The following is a 17,668-nucleotide window of genomic DNA, read 5'->3' on the forward strand; positions in this document are numbered from 1 at the left end:
GTCAGCTCGTCGCCGGGGCGACGTCGCTCGACAGGATTTGGCGCACCCGCGTCCGGGCCTCGCTCTCCAGGCTGCCGATCCGTTCGGCGTCCTTGGCCTCGATGGTGGCGATCTTGGCGGTGCGGATCACCGAAGGGGCCGGCAGGCCAGCCCGGCCGAGGTCGGTGATTTCCACGTCGCCGGGCCAGCCACGGTTTTCTGCGCTGGTGATCATCAGTACCCACAGCAATCCGTGGTGTTGTTGAACATTCCCGGCGGCGACGACCAAGGCCGGGCGCCGCTGACGAACCGGTCGGTCGGTATAGGGGAAGGGAACCTTGACGATATCCCAGGCATCAAAGGTTGGCATAGGCCCGCTGGTCCGCTTCCGACGACCACTCGCCGAAGGTGGCCAGCGGATCCTCTACCGGTTCCGTCGGCGCCCGCGTCAGCACCACGCGGCCAGCCTCGATCGAATAGGCGATTTCATCGCCCTCCTTCAAATGGAGCGCGATCCGCACCGGCTGCGGAATGGTGGTCTGTGCCTTGCTGGTCAATTTGCTGGTGATCACGGCAAAGCCTCGTAAGGAAATTCCTTCCTTGCCAGGGTAGGACGGTTCGAGCCGGTTATCAAGACATGATCGGGCGGTCAGCCCAGTTCGGGCAGCCAGCTGGCAGGCTTCTGGCCGCTTTGCGGCTTGGCCGGGGCGGCTGGCTTGGCCGCTGCCGGGGGGGCGCCGGGTGCCGGCGCGGCCGATGGGGCGGGTGTTCCCGCTTCGCCGTCCTTGGCGTCCTTGGCATCGCGGGCGGCCTGAACGGCCGCCGCCGCTTCGCCACCACCGCCACCGCCACCACGGCGCAGGCGGGCTTCCAGGGCGGCGATGGTGGCGCGGTCGGCTTCCACCGCCTTCTGCCACTCGGCCCGTTCGGCCTTCATTCCCTGTTCCAACGCCTCGATCCGGCCCAGCAGGGGCGCGGTGATGTCGTTCAGCTTGCTGGCATTCTCGGTGAACAGGTTGGTCTTGACCCGGTCGATATCTTCCAACAGGTCGCGCTTGATCCACTTGGACTTCTTGTCCAGGTCCTCGCCCATCTTGGACAGGCGTTCCTCGACCTCGGAATTGATCTGGACCTTGATCTCATAGGCCGACCTGACCAGGTTGGCCATGTACATCATCAGGCCGCCGCCGACCACAAGGATGACGCCGGCTGCCAGGCTGATGATAAGGACCGTCGAAAAACCCATGTTCGCCTGTCATATAGCAGGGCAGGGAAGCATTTCCCCTGTGTTTATCTAATTTCGTCCATGCGGCCTGGCAATGCAACAGGCTATGAAAAAAGTCGTGCGATTGGTTCACCGGATGCGAAGAAAATAGGCGCGCCCCCTTTTCGCCGTCGGCGCGAGCGACGATACTGGTGGCCAAGACAATCAACGACCGAGGGCTTCATGAACGTGTTCGCCGACTGGATCAAGGCCAACGGGGTCTCCGAGGTGGAATGCCTGGTGCCCGACATGGCCGGCATCGCCCGGGGCAAGATCGTGCCGGCGCAGAAGTTCGTTCACGCGGCGCAGTCCAGGGGGCTGCGCATGCCGGAGAGCATCTTCGTGCAGACGGTGACCGGCGAATATCCGGAAGAGGACGTCACCGGCGTCGCCAACGGCGACATCTACCTGATGCCGGATGCCTCGACGCTCCGCCGGGTGCCGTGGGTCGAGGAACGCACCGCCTGCGTCATCAACGATTGCTCCTATGCCGACGGCCGCGCCGTCGAGATCAGCCCGCGCCATGTGCTAAAAAGGGTGCTGGCCCTTTATGAAAATGCGGGCTGGCGTCCGGTGGTGGCGCCCGAGCTGGAATTCTTCCTGGTCAGCCAGAATACCGACAGCGACTATCCCTTGGTGCCGCCGACCGGCCGGTCGGGCCGGCCCGAGACCGGGCGGCCGGCTTACGGCGTCGATGCCATCAACGAGTTCGAGGGGCTGTTCGACCAGCTCTACGATTTCTCGGAGACCCTGGGCCTTGACGTCGATACCTTGTCGCACGAGGCCGGCAACGGCCAGATGGAGGTCAATTTCGACCACGGCAACGCGCTGGACCTGGCCGATCAGGTGTTCCTGTTCAAGCGCACGGTGCGCCAGGTGGCGCTGCGCATGGGGCTGTACGCCACCTTCATGGCCAAGCCGATGCAGAACGAGCCGGGCAGCGCCATGCATATTCACCAAAATCTGGTGGATTCCGTGTCGGGCCGCAACCTGTTCGCCGATGAAAACGGCGCCGACACCGAATTGTTCCGCTGGTATATCGGCGGGCTGCGCAAGTATTTGCCGCAGGCGATGCTGTTGTTCGCCCCCAACGTCAATTCCTATCGCCGGCTGGTGCCCGACTACGACGCCCCCATCAACGTCCATTGGGGCCGCGACAACCGTACGGTCGGCCTGCGCGTGCCGGAATCCGGCCAATCATCGCGCCGGGTCGAGAACCGCCTGGCCGGCGCCGACGCCAACCCCTATCTGGCCATCGCCGGCTCGCTGGTGTGCGGCTGGCTGGGCATTCAGAACAAGGTCGATCCCGGCGAGCCGATCAACGGTTCGGGCTACACCCGCGCGCATTCGCTGCCACGCCACCTGCCCGACGCCCTGGAGAAGCTGAAGGCCGCCCGCCAGGTGCGCGAAGCCCTGGGCGAGGATTTCTGCGCGGCCTTCATGTCGGTCAAGGAAGCCGAGTGGGATGCCTATCAGCGGGTCGTGTCCAGTTGGGAACGCGAGTATCTGCTGTTGAATGTATAGTCCCCACCCAGCCCGCGATGGTGTCGGCGTTTAATTATCGTTTAAATACGCACTTCTTGCGCACACATTAAACTTCCGTTAATGTATCAACGGGATGGGAGGGCGCATGTTTGCGCCATGGAGGGGCGTGCATGGGTGACGAGGCCGGAATGGTCGAGAAGCTGAAGGCGCAGCGCGATCGCTTCATCGCGTTCGCCTTCGCCGGCGCCGACCTGCTGTTGGAAGTCACGGAACAAAATCAGGTCGCCTATTCGGCCGGTGCCGGCGAAGCGCTGTACGGACTGACCGACAACGACCTGATGGGCAAGCCGCTGGGTGACCTTGTCCACCCCAAGGACCGCAAGCGTTTCGACGAATCGATGCAGCGGCTGAAGAATACCGGCCGCCTTGATCACACCCCGCTGATGCTGGTCGGCTCGGCCGGCACGGTCACCCGCATGCGCATGGCCGGCATCCGTTTGCCGCAATTCCCCAAGACCTATCACGTCGTGCTGTCGCGCGTGCCGCCGATCGCGATGGCCGAGGCCGACCGCGTCGTCGGTGACGTCGATCACAAGGCCAAATTCATCGAGATGGTGCGGACCCGTCTGAACGAGGCCAACCGCATCGGCACCGACTACACCTTGACCCTGTTCGACCTGTCGGCGACCAATTTCAACGCCATCGAGCCGGCCATCGCCCAGACCTTTCTGGCCACCGTGCAGCACACCTTGGACGAATGCTCGGTCAAGGGGGCCTCGGCCGGGGCGCTGTCGGCCTCGTCGTTCGGCCTGGTCCACGACGACAAGACCAGCGCCGCCGAGGTGCATAAGCGGGTGTCGGCGGTAGCCGACAAGTTCGCCGGCAAGACCAACGGCGCCGCCTCGGTCAAGATGCGCACCGCATCCTTGGAAATGGAAGATTCCGCCCTGTCGGACGAAGACATTTCCAAGGCGCTGACCTATATCGTCAACGGCTTCGTCAAGGACAGCGCCCGCTTCGCCCTGAAGTCGCTGGCCGAAGGCGCCCGCGTCGCGGTCGAGGACACGCTGATCCGCGTGCGTAATTTCCGCAAGATGATCAAGGGCGACGACAAGCTGATCTTCCTGTTCCAGCCGATCGTCAACGTCCGCACCGGCGCGGTGCTGCAATACGAGGCCTTCAGTCGCATCCAGCACAACGGCGCCTTCTTCACCCCCAACCAGATCATCCCGTTCGCCACCGATGTCGGGGTGATCGGCGAGTTCGACCTGATCGCGGTGACCAAGGCGCTGAAGATCTTGAAGGAACCGGGCGAGGTGTCGAGCCTGGCCAACATCGCCGTCAACATCTCGGGCCAGTCGCTGGGCAATCCCGGTTTCTACCATTCGCTGTTGAAGCTGATGGACCAGTACAAGTCGGTGCTGGGCCGTCTGGTGCTGGAAGTCACCGACGCCACCGACATCTATAATCTGGACGAGGCCAAGCGTCTGCTGATGCGCATCCGCAAGATGGGCACGCGCATCTCGCTGGACGATTTCGGCTCGGGCGGGTCGGCCTTCGACCTGCTGCGCATCCTGCCGGTCGATTTCGCCAAGTTCGATCACGATTATGTGCGCGGCGCCCACGACCCCAAGGGTCGGTCGGTTCTGAAGGCGATGACCAGCCTGTGCCACGATTTGGGGATCGTCACCATCGGCGAATGCGTCGAGGACGCGGGGATGCTGCGGAATTTGGCCGATATCGGCGTCGATTACGCCCAGGGCTATTATTTCGGTCAGCCGGCCGCCGACGCCGCCAAGCGCATCAAGTATTTCACCGACCACGTCAAGCAGGCCGGCACCGCCCAGCCCGGTCTGGCGATGGGCGGCTGACCCCTGGTCAGGGCCGGCGGCTGACGGTATAAAACGCGCATGCGCGCGCCCATCCCCGTCTTTGACCTCACTCCCTTCGAGGCCCGTATCGAGGCCGCCACCTTGCGTGAGCAGGTGGGGCGCTGGGATATCGCCTATCACCGAAACGATGCCCCCGAGGTGGACGACGCCACCTACGATGCCGCACGGCGTCGCCTGGGCGAGATCGAGGAACGTTTCCCCGAACTGGTCACCGGCGATAGCCCCATCGGCCGCGTCGGCGCCGCTCCGGCCGAAGGGTTCGGCAAGGTCCGCCATGCGGTGCCGATGCTGTCGCTGGACAATGCCTTCTCCGACGACGACGTGCGGGAATTCGAAGGGCGCATCCGCCGCTTTCTGGCCTTGACCCCCGATCAGGCGATCGATTTCGTCGCCGAGCCGAAGATCGACGGATTGTCCATCAGCTTGCGCTACGAGGACGGTCGTTTCGTCCAGGCCGCCACCCGCGGCGACGGCGCCGAGGGCGAAGACGTCACCGTTAATATCCGCACCCTGATCGCCCGGGGCAAGCTGCCGGAAACCATCGATGGCGCCCCGCGCGTGCTGGAAGTCCGGGGCGAGATTTACATGGCCAAGGCCGACTTCCTGGCTCTCAACCAGCGCCAGGAGGAAGCCGGCGACAAGCTGTTCGCCAATCCCCGGAACGCCGCCGCCGGCTCGTTGCGTCAGTTGGACCCGGCCGTCACCGCCAGCCGGCCGCTGTCGCTGTTCGTCTATGCGCTGGGCGATTGTTCCGATCAGGTGGCCGACAGCCATGCCAGCTTCCTGGACCGCCTGCGCGGTTGGGGTTTCCCGGTCAATGACCGGATCGAAACGGTGACGGGTGCCGACGGGCTGTTGGCGGTCTATGGCCGATTGGGGATCGACCGCGCCGGGCTGGATTACGACATCGACGGCATCGTCTACAAGGTTGACCGGTTCGACTGGCAGGCCCGGCTGGGCTTTGTCAGCCGCAGCCCGCGCTGGGCCATCGCCCACAAGTTCCCGGCCGAGCAGGCGACCACCCGGCTGGAAAGAATCGAGATCCAGGTCGGCCGGACCGGGGTGCTGACGCCGGTGGCCCATCTGCAGCCGGTCAATGTCGGCGGCGTGGTGGTGTCGCGCGCTACCCTTCACAACGAGGACGAGATCGTCCGCAAGGATGTCCGGGTTGGTGACGTCGTGGTGATCCAGCGGGCCGGCGACGTCATCCCCCAGGTGGTATCGGTGGTGCTTGACCAGCGCCCGGCCGACAGTTCCGCCTTCATCTTCCCCGACACCTGCCCGGTCTGCGGTGCGCATGCCGTCAGAGCCGAGGGCGAGGTGGCCAAGCGCTGCACCGGCGGCCTGTCGTGCAAGGCCCAGGTCAAGGAGCGGCTTCGCCATTTCGTGTCCAGGAACGCCTTTGATATCGAGGGATTGGGCGACGAGAACATCGAGTTCCTGGTCGAGCGCGGCTGGGTCAAGGGGCCAGGCGATATCTTCCGCCTGGACGCAGTGAACACCGCCAGCCTGACGCCCTTGAAGAACTTCAAGGGCTGGGGCGAGAAGAAGGTGACCAAGCTGTTCGCCGCCATCGATGCCCGGCGCACTATCGGGTTGGAACGCTTCATCTTCGCGCTGGGCATCCCCCAGGTGGGCGAGGCCACCGCCAAGCGGCTGGCCCGTCATTACGGCAGTTTCACCCGCTGGCGCGAGTCCATGCTGGCGGCGATGGCGCGCGAGAACGAGGCCTATCACGAGCTGACCTCGATCGAGGATATCGGCCCCAGCGTCGCCGGCGACCTGCTGGCCTTCTTCGCGGAAGAGCATAATCTGCGGGTGCTGGACGAATTGTGTGGCCCTGCCGTGGATTGCCGGGTCAAGCCCGGCAATGACGACACGTCAGATACCGTCATGCCCGGACTTGATCCGGGCATCCCGGCACCGCCGTTGTTGACCATCACCGACGCCGAGATCATCGCAGCCTCCAATTCTCCGGTCGCCGGCAAGGCGGTGGTGTTCACCGGCGAGTTGGTGACCATGACCCGGGCCGAGGCCAAGGCCCGCGCCGAAAGTCTGGGCGCCAAGGTGGTGGGATCGGTGTCGAAGAAGACCGATTACGTGGTGGCCGGGGCCAATGCCGGCTCGAAGCTGACCGACGCCCAGAAGCTGGGGGTGACGGTGCTGACCGAGGACGAGTGGCAGGCGCTGGTAAAATAAGCGCCCGCCGGGTTTCCCAGGCGGGCGCCAGTGGGGCTGGCCGGTCTTAAGCGGCCATGACCTCGATGTGGTGCTCGGTGAAGAACCGGGCCATGTCGTGGTCTTCATGGGCGAAGTGGGCGCGGGTCCATCCGGCCAGGAAGTCGAACAAGGCGGTGGTCGAATCCGGCTTGCCTTCCTCGATGGCCCGTTTCAGCGCGACGAACTTTTCGACGAACAGGCGATGGTTGGCCTGATGCTCGGCCAGGGCCGGATAGGCGGCCCGGGTCATGGCCCGCTCCTCGTTGGCGAAGTGGGTCTTCATGTCGCCCAGCAGGGTCGGCAGCACGCGGACGATTCCCTTGCCGCCGTCGCCGGTCATCATGTCTGCGAACAGTTTGTTGATCTGTTTAAGGTAGGCGCGGTGCTCGGAATCGATCGCCGGGATACCGGTTTCATACTCGTCCTTCCAGGTCATCAGTTCCATCTGATCCTTGTCGGAACGAACCTGATCCAGGAAGCGTTTGACCTCGCCTTGCAGATATTCCGCCTGCTCGGACAATTCGGTCGCCGACATGCGGATCTGCTCGGCGGCACCGCCGGTATCGTTGGCGGCCTGCTGGACCACCACGATATTGGCCGAGACCTCCTGGGTGCCGAGCGAGGCCTGTTCGACGTTGCGGGCGATCTCGCCGGTCGCTGCGGACTGTTCTTGGACTGCCGCCGACACGGTGGCGCTGATCTCGTTGACCTCGCGGATGACCTTGGAAATGCTGTCGATGGCGGTCACCGCTTCGCGGGTTCCGTCCTGCACCGCGTGGATATGCGCGGTGATTTCTTCGGTCGCCCGGGCCGTCTGGCTGGCCAGGCCCTTGACCTCGCCGGCCACCACCGCGAAGCCCTTGCCGGCGTCGCCGGCACGCGCGGCCTCGATGGTGGCGTTCAGCGCCAGCAGATTGGTCTGGCCGGCGATGGCGTTGATCAGTTGCACGATCTGACCGATCTGGCCGACCGCGGTCGCCAGGTTCTCGATCATTTCGGTGGTATGGCGCGCTTCGCTGTCGGCCTTGGCCGCGACTTGCAACGAACGCTCGACCTGATGCGAGATTTCGTTGATGGACGCCGCCAATTCCTCGGTGGCCGACGCCACTGTCTCGACATTGGTCGAGGCCTGCTGCGACGACGCAGCTACGGCGGTGGCCTGATGGCTGGTCTCGGTGGCGGTAGCGGCCATCTGGCTGGCCGACGCCTGCAACTCGGTCACCGCACTGGTCACCGTACCGACCACCTTGCCGACGCTGGATTCGAACGCATCGGCCATGTGATGCATGGCGGCGCGGCGATCGGCCTCGGCCTGGCGTTTCTGTTCCTCTTGCTCCGCCTCAAGCTGGCGGACGCGGATCATTTGCGCTTTGAAGTGATCGACCGACTTGGCCATGGCGCCGATTTCGTCGGCGCGGTCGGTGAAGTGGACCTCGACGGCCAGGTTATCGGCGGCCAGCTGCCCCATCACCCCGGTCATGGCGGTAATCGGCGCATAGATCGAACGGGCGATCACGGTGCCGATCAACACCATCACCACCAATCCACCGATCATCACGCCGACCATGGTCCGCCCGGCCAGAGCCTCGATCGCATGGGAATCGGCGTTAGCGGCATGCATCTGTTCTTTTGACGCAGCTTCCAACTGGTCGATCAGCGGATCGACGGCAGCATAGATTTCGGCCAGCGACTTGGTCTGGGTGGCGACGTCCAGCGCCCCATTGGCGGCGGCGGTGAAATCGCGGTGATAGGCGGCCAAGGCGGCCAGCATGTCGGCCCGGTCCTTGACCGGAACCGCCGAATTGGCCAGGACCTTTTCAAAGTCGGCGACGTTTTGCGTCATCTCGTCGATGTATTTAGGGTCGAGACGGGTGAAGAAGTCCTTCTCGTCTCGACGCATCGACAACATCGCCACCGACAGGCGCAGATCCTGGTGTTCCTGCAGCTCGGCCTCGATGGCGTGTACCGACGTCCGCAAGGCACCCATCAGCCCATCGGCCGGGGTCAGCCCGACCCGGGTCTGGGTGGCGGTCACAATATTGAACGCCTCGGCATAGCGATCGACGCCTTTGGAAACGAGATCGATCTGCTGCTGACGGGAATCGGCGGGGTCCATCGCCGCCAGGATTGCGGTGACGTCGGCCCTTGCGGCCTCAACCGCTTCGTTCTGCTTCTTGGCGTCCTTGACGTCCTTGCGCAGCAGGAAGTCCTTTTCATGCCGTCGGGCATTCAAGAGATCGATGGCCAGGGTGTCGGACTTTTCACCGATGACGGATTCTCGTTCCGCGACCGCTCCGGCCTTGTCGATGGCGGATTGGCTGACGAGATTGACCGTCAACAGTGCCGCCAGGATCAACCCGGCCAGGGCGACCAGCGAACCGATCTGGATTTTCAGCGAAAATCGCGAGAGTGGGTTTTGCATGGCACGCCCCTATGAACTGACGCCGGGGCGGGCTGGGGTCAACGGGGCATTGACGGTTCGAATTCCACGGGTCCCGGCGGCGGTATTATCCCCAGGAAAGATGTCGTCATTATACCCTGAATTGATTGTCTGCTAAACAGACGTGCGTGCAGATCAGCCGTGTGGGGATAGTGAATACAAACGCCCGCCCGGCAAAACCGGGCGGGCGTCTGCGACGGGAGGGCTCAGGCGGCGATCACATCGATCCTTCGTTCGACGAGGAACCGGGCCATGTCGTGGTCGTCGTGAGCGAAATGCTCGCGGGTCCAACTGGCCAGGAAATCGAACAAGGCGGTACCGGCATCCGGTTGATCCTGCTCGATCGCCCGTTTGCCCGCCTGGAACTTTTCGACGAACAGGCGATGGTTGGCCTGATGGGCTTCCAGTTCGGGATAGGCGGCCCGGGTCATGGTCCGCTCCTCGTTGGCGAAATGGGTCTTCATTTCTTCCAACAGGGTCGGCAGCACCCGGACGATGCCCTTGGCGCCGTCGCCGGTCATCATGTCGCCGAACAGCTTGTTGATCTGCTTGAGGTAGGCGCGGTGTTCGGAATCGATCACAGCGATACCGGTTTCATACTCGGGCTTCCAGGCCATCAGTTCCAGATTGTCCTTGTCCGAGCGGACCTGATCGAGGAAGCGGCCGACCTCGCCGCGCAGATATTCGGCCTGCTCGGACAATTCGGTCGCCGACATGCGGATCTGTTCGGCCGCGCTGCCGGTGTCGTTGGCGGCCTGCTGGACCACCACCACGTTGGCGCTGACTTCCTGGGTGCCGACGGCCGCCTGTTCGACATTGCGGGCGATTTCGTCGGTGGCCGCCGTCTGTTCCTGCACCGCCGAGGCCACCGTGGTCGAGATCTCGTTGACCTCGCGGATGACCTTGGAAATGCTGTCGATGGCCCTGACCGCTTCCTGGGTGCCTTCCTGCACCGCATGGATGTGGGCGGTGATCTCTTCGGTGGCTTTGGCGGTCTGGCTGGCCAGGCCCTTGACCTCGCCGGCGACCACCGCGAAGCCCTTGCCGGCGTCGCCGGCACGCGCCGCTTCAATGGTGGCATTGAGCGCCAGCATGTTGGTCTGGCCGGCGATGGCGTTGATCAACTGCACGATCTGGCCGATCTGACCCACCGCGTCGGACAGGTTTTCGACCATGGCGGTGGTGTGCTTGGCTTCCTCGTCGGCCTTGGCGGCGACTTGCAGCGACCGCTCGACCTGATGCGAGATTTCGTTGATGGACGCCGCCAGTTCCTCGGTGGCCGACGCCACCGTCTGGACATTGGTCGAGGCCTGTTGCGAGGACGCCGATACGGCGGTGGCCTGCTGGCTGGTCTCGGTGGCGGTGGCCGCCATCTGGCTGGCAGACGCCTGCAGTTCGGTCACCGCGCTGGTCACCGTACCGACTACCTTGCCGACGCTGGCTTCGAACGCGTCGGCCATGTGGTTCATGGCGGCGCGGCGATCGGCCTCGGCCTGGCGTTTCTGTTCCTCTTGTTCCGCTTCCAACTGACGGACACGGATCATTTGGGCCTTGAAATGATCGACCGACTTGGCCATCTCGCCGATTTCGTCGCCGCGGTCGGCATAGGGAACATCGACAGCCAGGTTGTTGGCGGCCAGTTGGCCCATCACCCCGGTCATGGCGTTGACCGGACCCACGATCGAGCGGGCGATCAGGAAGGCGCCGGCCAGGCCGGAGGCCAGGGCGCCGACCACGACGACCATGGTGACCATGCTTTGGGTCGCCAGCAGATGTTCAATCCCCTCGCGAAGCGTGTCGAGATAGGCCTGCTGCGATTCTCGCGTGGCCGTGCCCAACTCACCAAATTCTTGACCCAACTTCGGCATGGTGATGGTCACCAGCTCGTTGCGGGCGATGATCGTCTGCGCGGTCTCGCGGAAAGCGTCCTCATAGGTGTTCAGTGCGGTCATGGCCTCGGTGATCTTGGCCCTTTGCACCGGGTTGCGAGCCTCGGCCAGGGCGGCTTTGGCATCTAGAACGGCATCGGCCTCGAATTTCTCGACCTCGGCCATCAGGGCCGGGTCGGGGTCGGCCAGGAACTTGGCGGCGTTCAGCCGCGTCAGCAGCAGCGCTTCCTGGATCAGTCCGACATGGGCGGCGACGTCGTATTCGTTGCGCGACATCGCATCATCAATGACGCCGCTCAAAAGTTTGCGGGCCTCGGCGCCGAGCGGGTTCAGCGTGCCATCGACCAGGGCGTCGCCCTTCTCACGCAATGCGGACAGCTTATCGAAATTGGCGGCATACTCGTCAACCAGCCGCATCATGCGTTCCAAGTTGGCCTTGCGGCCGGGATCGTTGGTTGCCGCGATGGCGGTCGGCAGATCGCTTTTCAACCCCGCAATCAATTCCTTGATGCGGACCAGATAGCTCTTGTCGCCGGTATGGCTGTAGCCCAGGACGTTGCGTCGCATCCCGACGACATTGCGTTCGATGGTCGCCACGCGCAACGCGTTATCGACGACGGTATCAAAGGCGAGGACGTCGTTGGTGACCTGTCGGCCGCCGACGATCGAAAATCCTCCGACCACCAGCAGTAAAACGAGAATTAGACCATCGAGCCTTTAATCTGGTTCACACCCTCTGCCGTCACCCCCGGACTTGATCCGGGGGTCCATGCTGCCGGAGGCAGCTTCGCCACCATGGATTGCCGGGTCAAGCCCGGCAATGACAATCAAGAAAGGCTGATCCGGGCTTTATGCTCGCGGCTCTAAGACACAGATGAACACAGATAAACACAGATGAAATTATTTACTTTTCATTTCATCTGTGTCCCGCGAAGCGGGTATCTGTGTTCATCTGTGTCTGAACTCCCGCCCTCTACGACGAGATGGTTGAGCCTTTAATCTTCTATGGACGTGATCCAGTGGTCCATGGATTGCCAGGTCAAGCACGGCAACGACGATCAAGAAATGCTGATCCGGATTTTAGGCTCGGCGCGATAACACGAAGCCGCCCCAAATCCGGGCCTTGACGGACAGTGTCTTAGAGATAGCCATCACAGCCTCCCCAGGTCGGCGCCGGGGCGGGGGGATCAACGGGGCATCGATCAACCCACGTCCGAGGTCCCGGCGCGAGAAACGCCCCCACGGTGATGGTGGGTATTATACGAAGTATTGGCTGGACTCAGTATGTACTGGCTGGGCAGGGCTGACATGCAGCCAGGGCGTGGGTATTCAATGCACCGTGCACACCATGCAGGGGTCGAAACTTCTGACCACATGCTGGACGGCGACCGGATTGGCGTCACCCGAAGCGACCGGGGTGTTGACCAGAGCGGCCTCGAGCGGGCCGGGGCGGCCCATCACGTCGCGCGGGCTGAAATTCCAGGTGGTCGGCGCGATGATGCGGTAATCGGTGATCTTTCCGGCCTGGATGGTCAGCCAATGGCCCAGGGCGCCGCGCGCCGCTTCCACCAGCCCGATTCCGTCACCGCGCAGCGGCAGCGGGCTTTCGACGCAGAAAGGTTCGGCCGGATGGATCGCCTTGATCCAGCCTTCCATGGCGACGACCAGGCGGGCCAGTTCGACCAGGCGCATCACCACGCGGCCCAGCACCGAGCCGCCGCCGGCGGCCAATTCCAGCGCCAGCGGGTCGCCGGCCACCGCCTGGCGGGCCAGGGCGCCGACCTCGGCGGTGGCACCATTCAGGCGCGGCGCCTTGCACCAGGTGTAGGCGCCGTCCTTGTCGGCGTCGGGCAGGGTGGGGCCGGCCATCCAGGCATGGCTCAGATCCTCGGAAACTGCGGCCGGGTCGAACGGCCCGACTTGGCCGGCGGCCAGGATGCCGGCCGGCCATAGCCCGAAAGAGCCGTGGGACAGGAAGGTGGTGGGCCCGCGCCCCAGATCGGCCAAGGCCAGGTCACGGGCGATATGCAGGAACAGCCGGAAATCGCCGTGATCCTGGGGGGCCGCCGCGGCCCACGCCCACAAGGCGTCGGCCGAGCCCAGACCTGCCACATGCTCCAGCCGGTCGGCGAACAGGTGGGTTTCCAGCGCCTCGCGGAACTCGGCCAGGATCGACAGCAAACGGATGCGTTCGCCGGAATCGACCCCCTTGGTCACGCCGCCCGGCTGTAGCGCCAGCGAATGCGGCCATTTGCCGGCCAGCAGGCCCATGATGTGGAGAAAACGCGCCCGGGCCGGCAGCAGGGCGCGGGCACAGCCACCATCCTGCGCGGCAAACCGCTTGCGGGCGATCTCGAACCATGGACGCTCGGCATAACAGGCCCGGGCGAAGTCGGGCATGAAGAACAGCATGAAATGGGTCAGGTGGTCGGCGGCGTTTTCGGTCGCCAACACCAGATCGGCGACCAGGCGGCCATTGGCCGGCATCGCGACGCCGGCGATGGCGGCCAGCGCGCGGGCGGCGGCGGTCGATTGCGACACCGAGCAGATGCCGCAGATGCGCGGCGCGATCACCAGCGCGTCCTCCGGCGCGCGGCCGGCCAGGATCTGCTCGAAGCCGCGATAAAGCGGTGCGGTGACGCGGGCCTGGCGCACGGCGCCGTCCTCGACGTCCAGTGTCACCTCCAGGTCGCCCTCGACGCGGTTGAACGGGCCAAGGATCAGGCGGCGGGTCTGTTCGGTCATGGCAATTTCGGCGGGCGGCGGGCGGGCGGGACGATGACGTGGTCGGCGTGGGCGTTGGTGCGCACCCGCTGCGGCGTCGCCGATTTCGACAAGGCCGCCAATGCTACGAACCACGCCTTGGGCATGTCGACCGGCAGGCCGACCGGAATGCCGGCGATCTTGGCGGTTTCCAGGAAGGGCGCGCCGGAATCCTGGAAGCCCGGGGTGGTGCAGCTGATACAGGCATAGCCGGCATCGGTGCACGAGCCATAGCCGTTCCAGCGACGCAGATTGCAGTCGCCCGGCGCCTGGGTCGCCTTGCAACCCAGATTTTCCATCAGGCAGCCGCGATCCGATGCCCGTGCCGCCGAGGCCTTGAATTCATAGAATTCGTTGCGGCCGCAACCGTGATGGGCCAGATGGTCGGCGAAGGCGCGCGGCCGGCCCAGGCTGTCCAGGGCGCAGGTGCCGCTCATCGACAGTTCGACCAGGGTTTCGACCAGCCAGCCGGGATGAGGGGCACAACCGGCGACGTTGATCACCGGCAGGCCGCCCTGGCCCGTGAAGGTGCGCGGCAGCAGGCCGGCGCCGTCGAAGCCCTGGAACTGCAGGCCGACCGCGTCGGTAGGGTTGCCGCCGGCCATGGGAATGCCGCCGAATGCCGCGCACGTCCCCACCGCCAGCACATGGCGGGCATGGACGGCGATGGTGGCGATCCAATGGGCCATCGAGCGGTTGGTGCCCGACATCATCTGGAAGCGCCCGGTGCCGTGGGGACCGGTCAGGACCGAGCCCTCGACGCACAGGGCATCGACGGCGACCCGTCCCTCGGCCGCGTCGGTCAGGATGGCCAGGGCCTCGGGCCCGGATTCCACCGACAGCGACGGGTGCCACAACAGGCGGATGCCGAACCGTTCCAGCGAACGCACCAAGCCGACATCGTCGGCGGCCAGCGCCGACATGGTGCAGCCGCCGCAGCTTCCGGCTTGCAGCCAAAGGACATTGAAGGAACCGCTCATGGCCGAAGCTTAGACGGGCCAAGCTTCGCCATGCAAGCCCGCGATCACTCCGCCGGGTGCGGCGTGGCGCCGTGCGGGGCCGTTTCCCCCGGATGGGGCTTCGACGGCAAGGTCGAGATGACCGAGGCCACCAACGCGGCCAGGAACGGCATCGACTGCACCACCAGCACGAAGGCCCACAGACGGACCTCGGGGTCATAGAAATTGTGGCGCGGGATCAACACGGCGATGGCCAGGACCCAGTGGGCGGCCATCAGCGAGGTTTCCTCCAGCGTCATCATCACCGCGTCCTTCAGCCCGACCTTGTCGGCCATCTTGGGCGTGCGCATGAAGGGGGTGTGCTTGGTGAAGATGCCTTGCCACATCGCCCAGGCGATGGCGTAGGTCAGGCCCATGCCGGCCACCGCCGACAAGATGCGCCGCTTCCACGAACATTTGACCCGGGTGGTGTACAGGAAGATGTGGTGCACGATCTTGGCGCAGAACACGCCGACCGTCGGCAGGATGAAGAAGGCCAAGGGGGTGTCGAAATAGCGTGGCGCCAGGATCATGCCGATGGTCCACAGCAACGCGGTGATGCAGAACATCAGATAGAAGCCGTCGGCGAACCACGGCAGCCAGCCCGACACGAAATGGTATTTCTGGCCGGCGGTCAGGCCGGTCTCCTTGAACGGGATCAGCGAGCGCCAGTGCGCCTTCAGGATCTGCACCGCGCCATAGGCCCAGCGGAAGCGCTGCTTCTTGTAGGCCATGAAGCTGTCGGGGACCAGGCCGTGGCCCATGCGCTCCTGGATATAGACCGATTCATAGCCCAGCTTCATCATGCGCAGGCCCAGCTCGGCGTCTTCCACGATGCACCATTCGGCCCAGCGGCCGGCATCCTCCATCGCCTTCTTGCGCACCAGGGTCATGGTGCCGTGCTGGATGATGGCGTTGGCCTCGTTGCGATAGACCATGCCGATATCGAAGAAACCGGCATATTCCCAGTTGATCATTTCCTTGAACAGGTCGCGTTCCCAGTCGCGGTGATCCTGGGGGGCCTGGACGTGGCCGACCTTCTCGTCCTCGAAATAGGGAATCAGCGACGACAGCCAGTCCTTGCGCACCTGATAGTCGGAATCGACCACGCCGATGATCTCGGCGTCCTCGGCGGTCTGGGTCAGGCCGAAATTCAAGGCGCCGGCCTTGGCCCCCGGCCACGGCGCCAGGTGGAAGAACTTCACCCGCTCGCCCAGGGACGCGCAATATTCCTCGATCGGCTTCCAGACCTCTTCCTTCTTGGTGTTGTTGTCCAACACCAGGATCTCGAAATTGGGGTAATCCAGCGCCATCAGGGAATCGATGGTCAGCTTGACCATCTCGGGCGGCTCGTTATAGCAGGGCAGGTGAAGCGATACCTTGGGGAAGCGCTTGATGGTCCCGGGCGGATGCGGTTTGTGGCCGCGTTTCAGGCGCCCGGCCCAGGTCAGTTCGGTCAATTCGATGCCGTTGATCAGCACCACCGCCAACAATAGGGCCAAGGCTGGGAACAGCACCCCCATCATCAGTCCGGTCGAGGGGGCGAGGTCGCGCACCACCGGGGTCGACATGGTCCAGATGACCAAGGTGGCGGCGAACTGGACCAGCATGGCGAAGAAGATGCGCCCGGCCAGACGCAGTTCCTTCCACTTGCCCAGGAACCAGATCACCGGCAGCACGGCGATCAAGGTGGCGGCGACGGCCTGGAACGGCCATTCCTTGAACTCGATGACCGGGCCCATCCAATCGAACTTGGGCTTGCGTTCGACGGTGAAGACGCCCCAATGCTTTTCCGACGCCGTCCCGTCCAGGTTGATCTTCCACGGCTGGTCGAAGGCCTCGACCACGTTGTAATCCAGGCCTTCGGAATTGGCCCAATTCAGGAACTGACGCAGGAACAGGGCCTGGTTGACCAGGCTGGGCTCGGCGCGGCCGAAGCTTCTGCCCGCCGATGGCCAGCCCACTTCGCCGACGAACAAGGGCTTGTCGGGATAGGCCGCCTTGACCTCGCGCACCATGCGCTGGGTGAAGGCCAGCGCCTCGGAAATATCGACGCGTTCCCAGAAGGGCAGGGTGTGGATGGTGATGTAATCGACTTCCTGGACGACCTCGGGATGTTCCAGCCAGATCGACCAGGCTTCTGCCGTGCTGATCTTGACGTGCGCGGGGATGGCCGCGCGGACCCTGCGGATATAACGGATCATCTGCTCGGGCGTCAGGCGGTGCAGCGTCAGGTTTTCGTTGCCGACCATGACGCGGTCGACTTCCGGATTGTCGCGGACGATGCGGATGATGTTGGCGATCTCGCGCTCGTTCCTGGCCAGGCGTTCGTCCAGCCAGGCGCCGGGCAGCGCCTTCAGCCCATGCTTGGCCGCCAGTTCCGGCACCTGGTCCAGCCCCTCCAGGGTCGAATAGGTGCGGACCTGGCCGACCTTGCCGGCCAGCATGGCCAGATCTTCCTCGATCTCGGCGCGGGTCGGCAGCAGGGTTTCGTCCAGATGGGGCATTTGACGCACCACTGTCGGGTCGTCGTCGGCCCGGCTGGGGCTGAACGACACCGAGGCGATGGAACCGGCCCACGGCAAACCGGTCTTGGGCTGGTTGATGGCCGCCCAGAAACCGAGATTGGCGAGAACGATGGCGAGCAGGACGAGAAAGCCCGAAAGGCGCATGGGGCGGAAGTCCAACTTGAAAGAGTCATCAGGGCCAAGCCCCGCTGGCGAATCATCGCACCAACC

General features: G+C 64.3%; 11 protein-coding genes. 3 read left to right on the forward strand and 8 right to left on the reverse strand.

All coding sequences use genetic code 11. The features are described from left to right. Nucleotide 1: 1 nt before the first annotated feature. From MTBLM5_RS17965 to MTBLM5_RS17975, 3 genes are all read right to left on the reverse strand, one after another. Nucleotides 2–349: a type II toxin-antitoxin system PemK/MazF family toxin gene (locus MTBLM5_RS17965; protein ID WP_173977420.1), complete on the reverse strand. Its 348-nt coding sequence runs from the start codon at nt 347–349 to the stop codon at nt 2–4. Then, entirely contained in the window at nt 336–551 is a 216-nt protein-coding gene (locus MTBLM5_RS17970; RefSeq protein WP_173977421.1) for a type II toxin-antitoxin system PrlF family antitoxin, read from the reverse strand. The genes MTBLM5_RS17965 and MTBLM5_RS17970 overlap by 14 nt, the downstream gene beginning before the upstream one ends. A gap of 77 nt (nt 552–628) precedes the next feature. Next, nucleotides 629–1,225 (reverse strand): hypothetical protein, encoded by a 597-nt coding sequence (locus MTBLM5_RS17975; RefSeq protein WP_173977422.1) that lies wholly within the window; start codon nt 1,223–1,225, stop codon nt 629–631. 201 nt (nt 1,226–1,426) lie between these two features. Here MTBLM5_RS17975 and MTBLM5_RS17980 point away from each other — a divergent pair, with 201 nt between their 5' ends. The 3 genes from MTBLM5_RS17980 (at nt 1,427) to ligA (ending at nt 6,819) form a co-directional block, all read left to right on the forward strand. Beyond that, nucleotides 1,427–2,767, forward strand: coding sequence for a glutamine synthetase family protein (locus MTBLM5_RS17980; protein ID WP_173977423.1), 1,341 nt, complete (start codon nt 1,427–1,429; stop codon nt 2,765–2,767). Nucleotides 2,768–2,898: 131 nt separating this feature from the next. Continuing rightward, a complete protein-coding gene (locus MTBLM5_RS17985; RefSeq protein WP_173977424.1) occupies nt 2,899–4,599 on the forward strand; it encodes an EAL domain-containing protein in 1,701 nt (566 codons plus the stop codon). Nucleotides 4,600–4,638: 39 nt separating this feature from the next. Next, the gene (gene ligA, locus MTBLM5_RS17990) at nt 4,639–6,819 is read left to right on the forward strand and encodes an NAD-dependent DNA ligase LigA (RefSeq protein ID WP_173977425.1); all 2,181 of its coding nucleotides are present in this window, start codon (nt 4,639–4,641) and stop codon (nt 6,817–6,819) included. A gap of 46 nt (nt 6,820–6,865) precedes the next feature. Here ligA and MTBLM5_RS17995 read toward each other — a convergent pair whose 3' ends face one another. The 5 genes from MTBLM5_RS17995 to MTBLM5_RS18015 form a co-directional block, all read right to left on the reverse strand. Beyond that, the gene (locus MTBLM5_RS17995; RefSeq protein WP_173977426.1) at nt 6,866–9,262 is read right to left on the reverse strand and encodes a bacteriohemerythrin; all 2,397 of its coding nucleotides are present in this window, start codon (nt 9,260–9,262) and stop codon (nt 6,866–6,868) included. A 224-nt stretch (nt 9,263–9,486) separates the two neighbouring features. Further along, nucleotides 9,487–11,853, reverse strand: a complete 2,367-nt coding sequence (locus MTBLM5_RS18000) for a bacteriohemerythrin (RefSeq protein WP_254431121.1) — start codon at nt 11,851–11,853, stop codon at nt 9,487–9,489. A 645-nt stretch (nt 11,854–12,498) separates the two neighbouring features. After that, nucleotides 12,499–13,914, reverse strand: a complete 1,416-nt coding sequence (locus tag MTBLM5_RS18005; protein ID WP_173977427.1) for a nickel-dependent hydrogenase large subunit — start codon at nt 13,912–13,914, stop codon at nt 12,499–12,501. Then, entirely contained in the window at nt 13,911–14,912 is a 1,002-nt protein-coding gene (locus MTBLM5_RS18010) for a HupU protein (RefSeq protein ID WP_173977428.1), read from the reverse strand. Before MTBLM5_RS18010 ends, MTBLM5_RS18005 begins: the two co-directional genes overlap by 4 nt. A 44-nt stretch (nt 14,913–14,956) precedes the next feature. Next, a complete protein-coding gene (locus tag MTBLM5_RS18015) occupies nt 14,957–17,602 on the reverse strand; it encodes a glycosyltransferase (protein ID WP_173977429.1) in 2,646 nt (881 codons plus the stop codon). Nucleotides 17,603–17,668: the final 66 nt, after the last annotated feature.

The organism is Magnetospirillum sp. LM-5 (assembly GCF_902729445.1).
Lineage (GTDB): Bacteria > Pseudomonadota > Alphaproteobacteria > Rhodospirillales > Magnetospirillaceae > Magnetospirillum.

Bases quoted from the DNA above. Each gene is read 5' to 3' on its own strand.
- MTBLM5_RS17965 (WP_173977420.1), bottom strand. From the start codon at position 349: ATGCCAACCTTTGATGCCTGGGATATCGTCAAGGTTCCCTTCCCCTAT.
- MTBLM5_RS17975 (WP_173977422.1), bottom strand. From the start codon at position 1,225: ATGGGTTTTTCGACGGTCCTTATCATCAGCCTGGCAGCCGGCGTCATC.
- MTBLM5_RS17980 (WP_173977423.1), top strand. From the start codon at position 1,427: ATGAACGTGTTCGCCGACTGGATCAAGGCCAACGGGGTCTCCGAGGTG.
- MTBLM5_RS17985 (WP_173977424.1), top strand. From the start codon at position 2,899: ATGGGTGACGAGGCCGGAATGGTCGAGAAGCTGAAGGCGCAGCGCGAT.
- ligA (WP_173977425.1), top strand. From the start codon at position 4,639: ATGCGCGCGCCCATCCCCGTCTTTGACCTCACTCCCTTCGAGGCCCGT.
- MTBLM5_RS17995 (WP_173977426.1), bottom strand. From the start codon at position 9,262: ATGCAAAACCCACTCTCGCGATTTTCGCTGAAAATCCAGATCGGTTCG.
- MTBLM5_RS18005 (WP_173977427.1), bottom strand. From the start codon at position 13,914: ATGACCGAACAGACCCGCCGCCTGATCCTTGGCCCGTTCAACCGCGTC.
- MTBLM5_RS18010 (WP_173977428.1), bottom strand. From the start codon at position 14,912: ATGAGCGGTTCCTTCAATGTCCTTTGGCTGCAAGCCGGAAGCTGCGGC.
- MTBLM5_RS18015 (WP_173977429.1), bottom strand. From the start codon at position 17,602: ATGCGCCTTTCGGGCTTTCTCGTCCTGCTCGCCATCGTTCTCGCCAAT.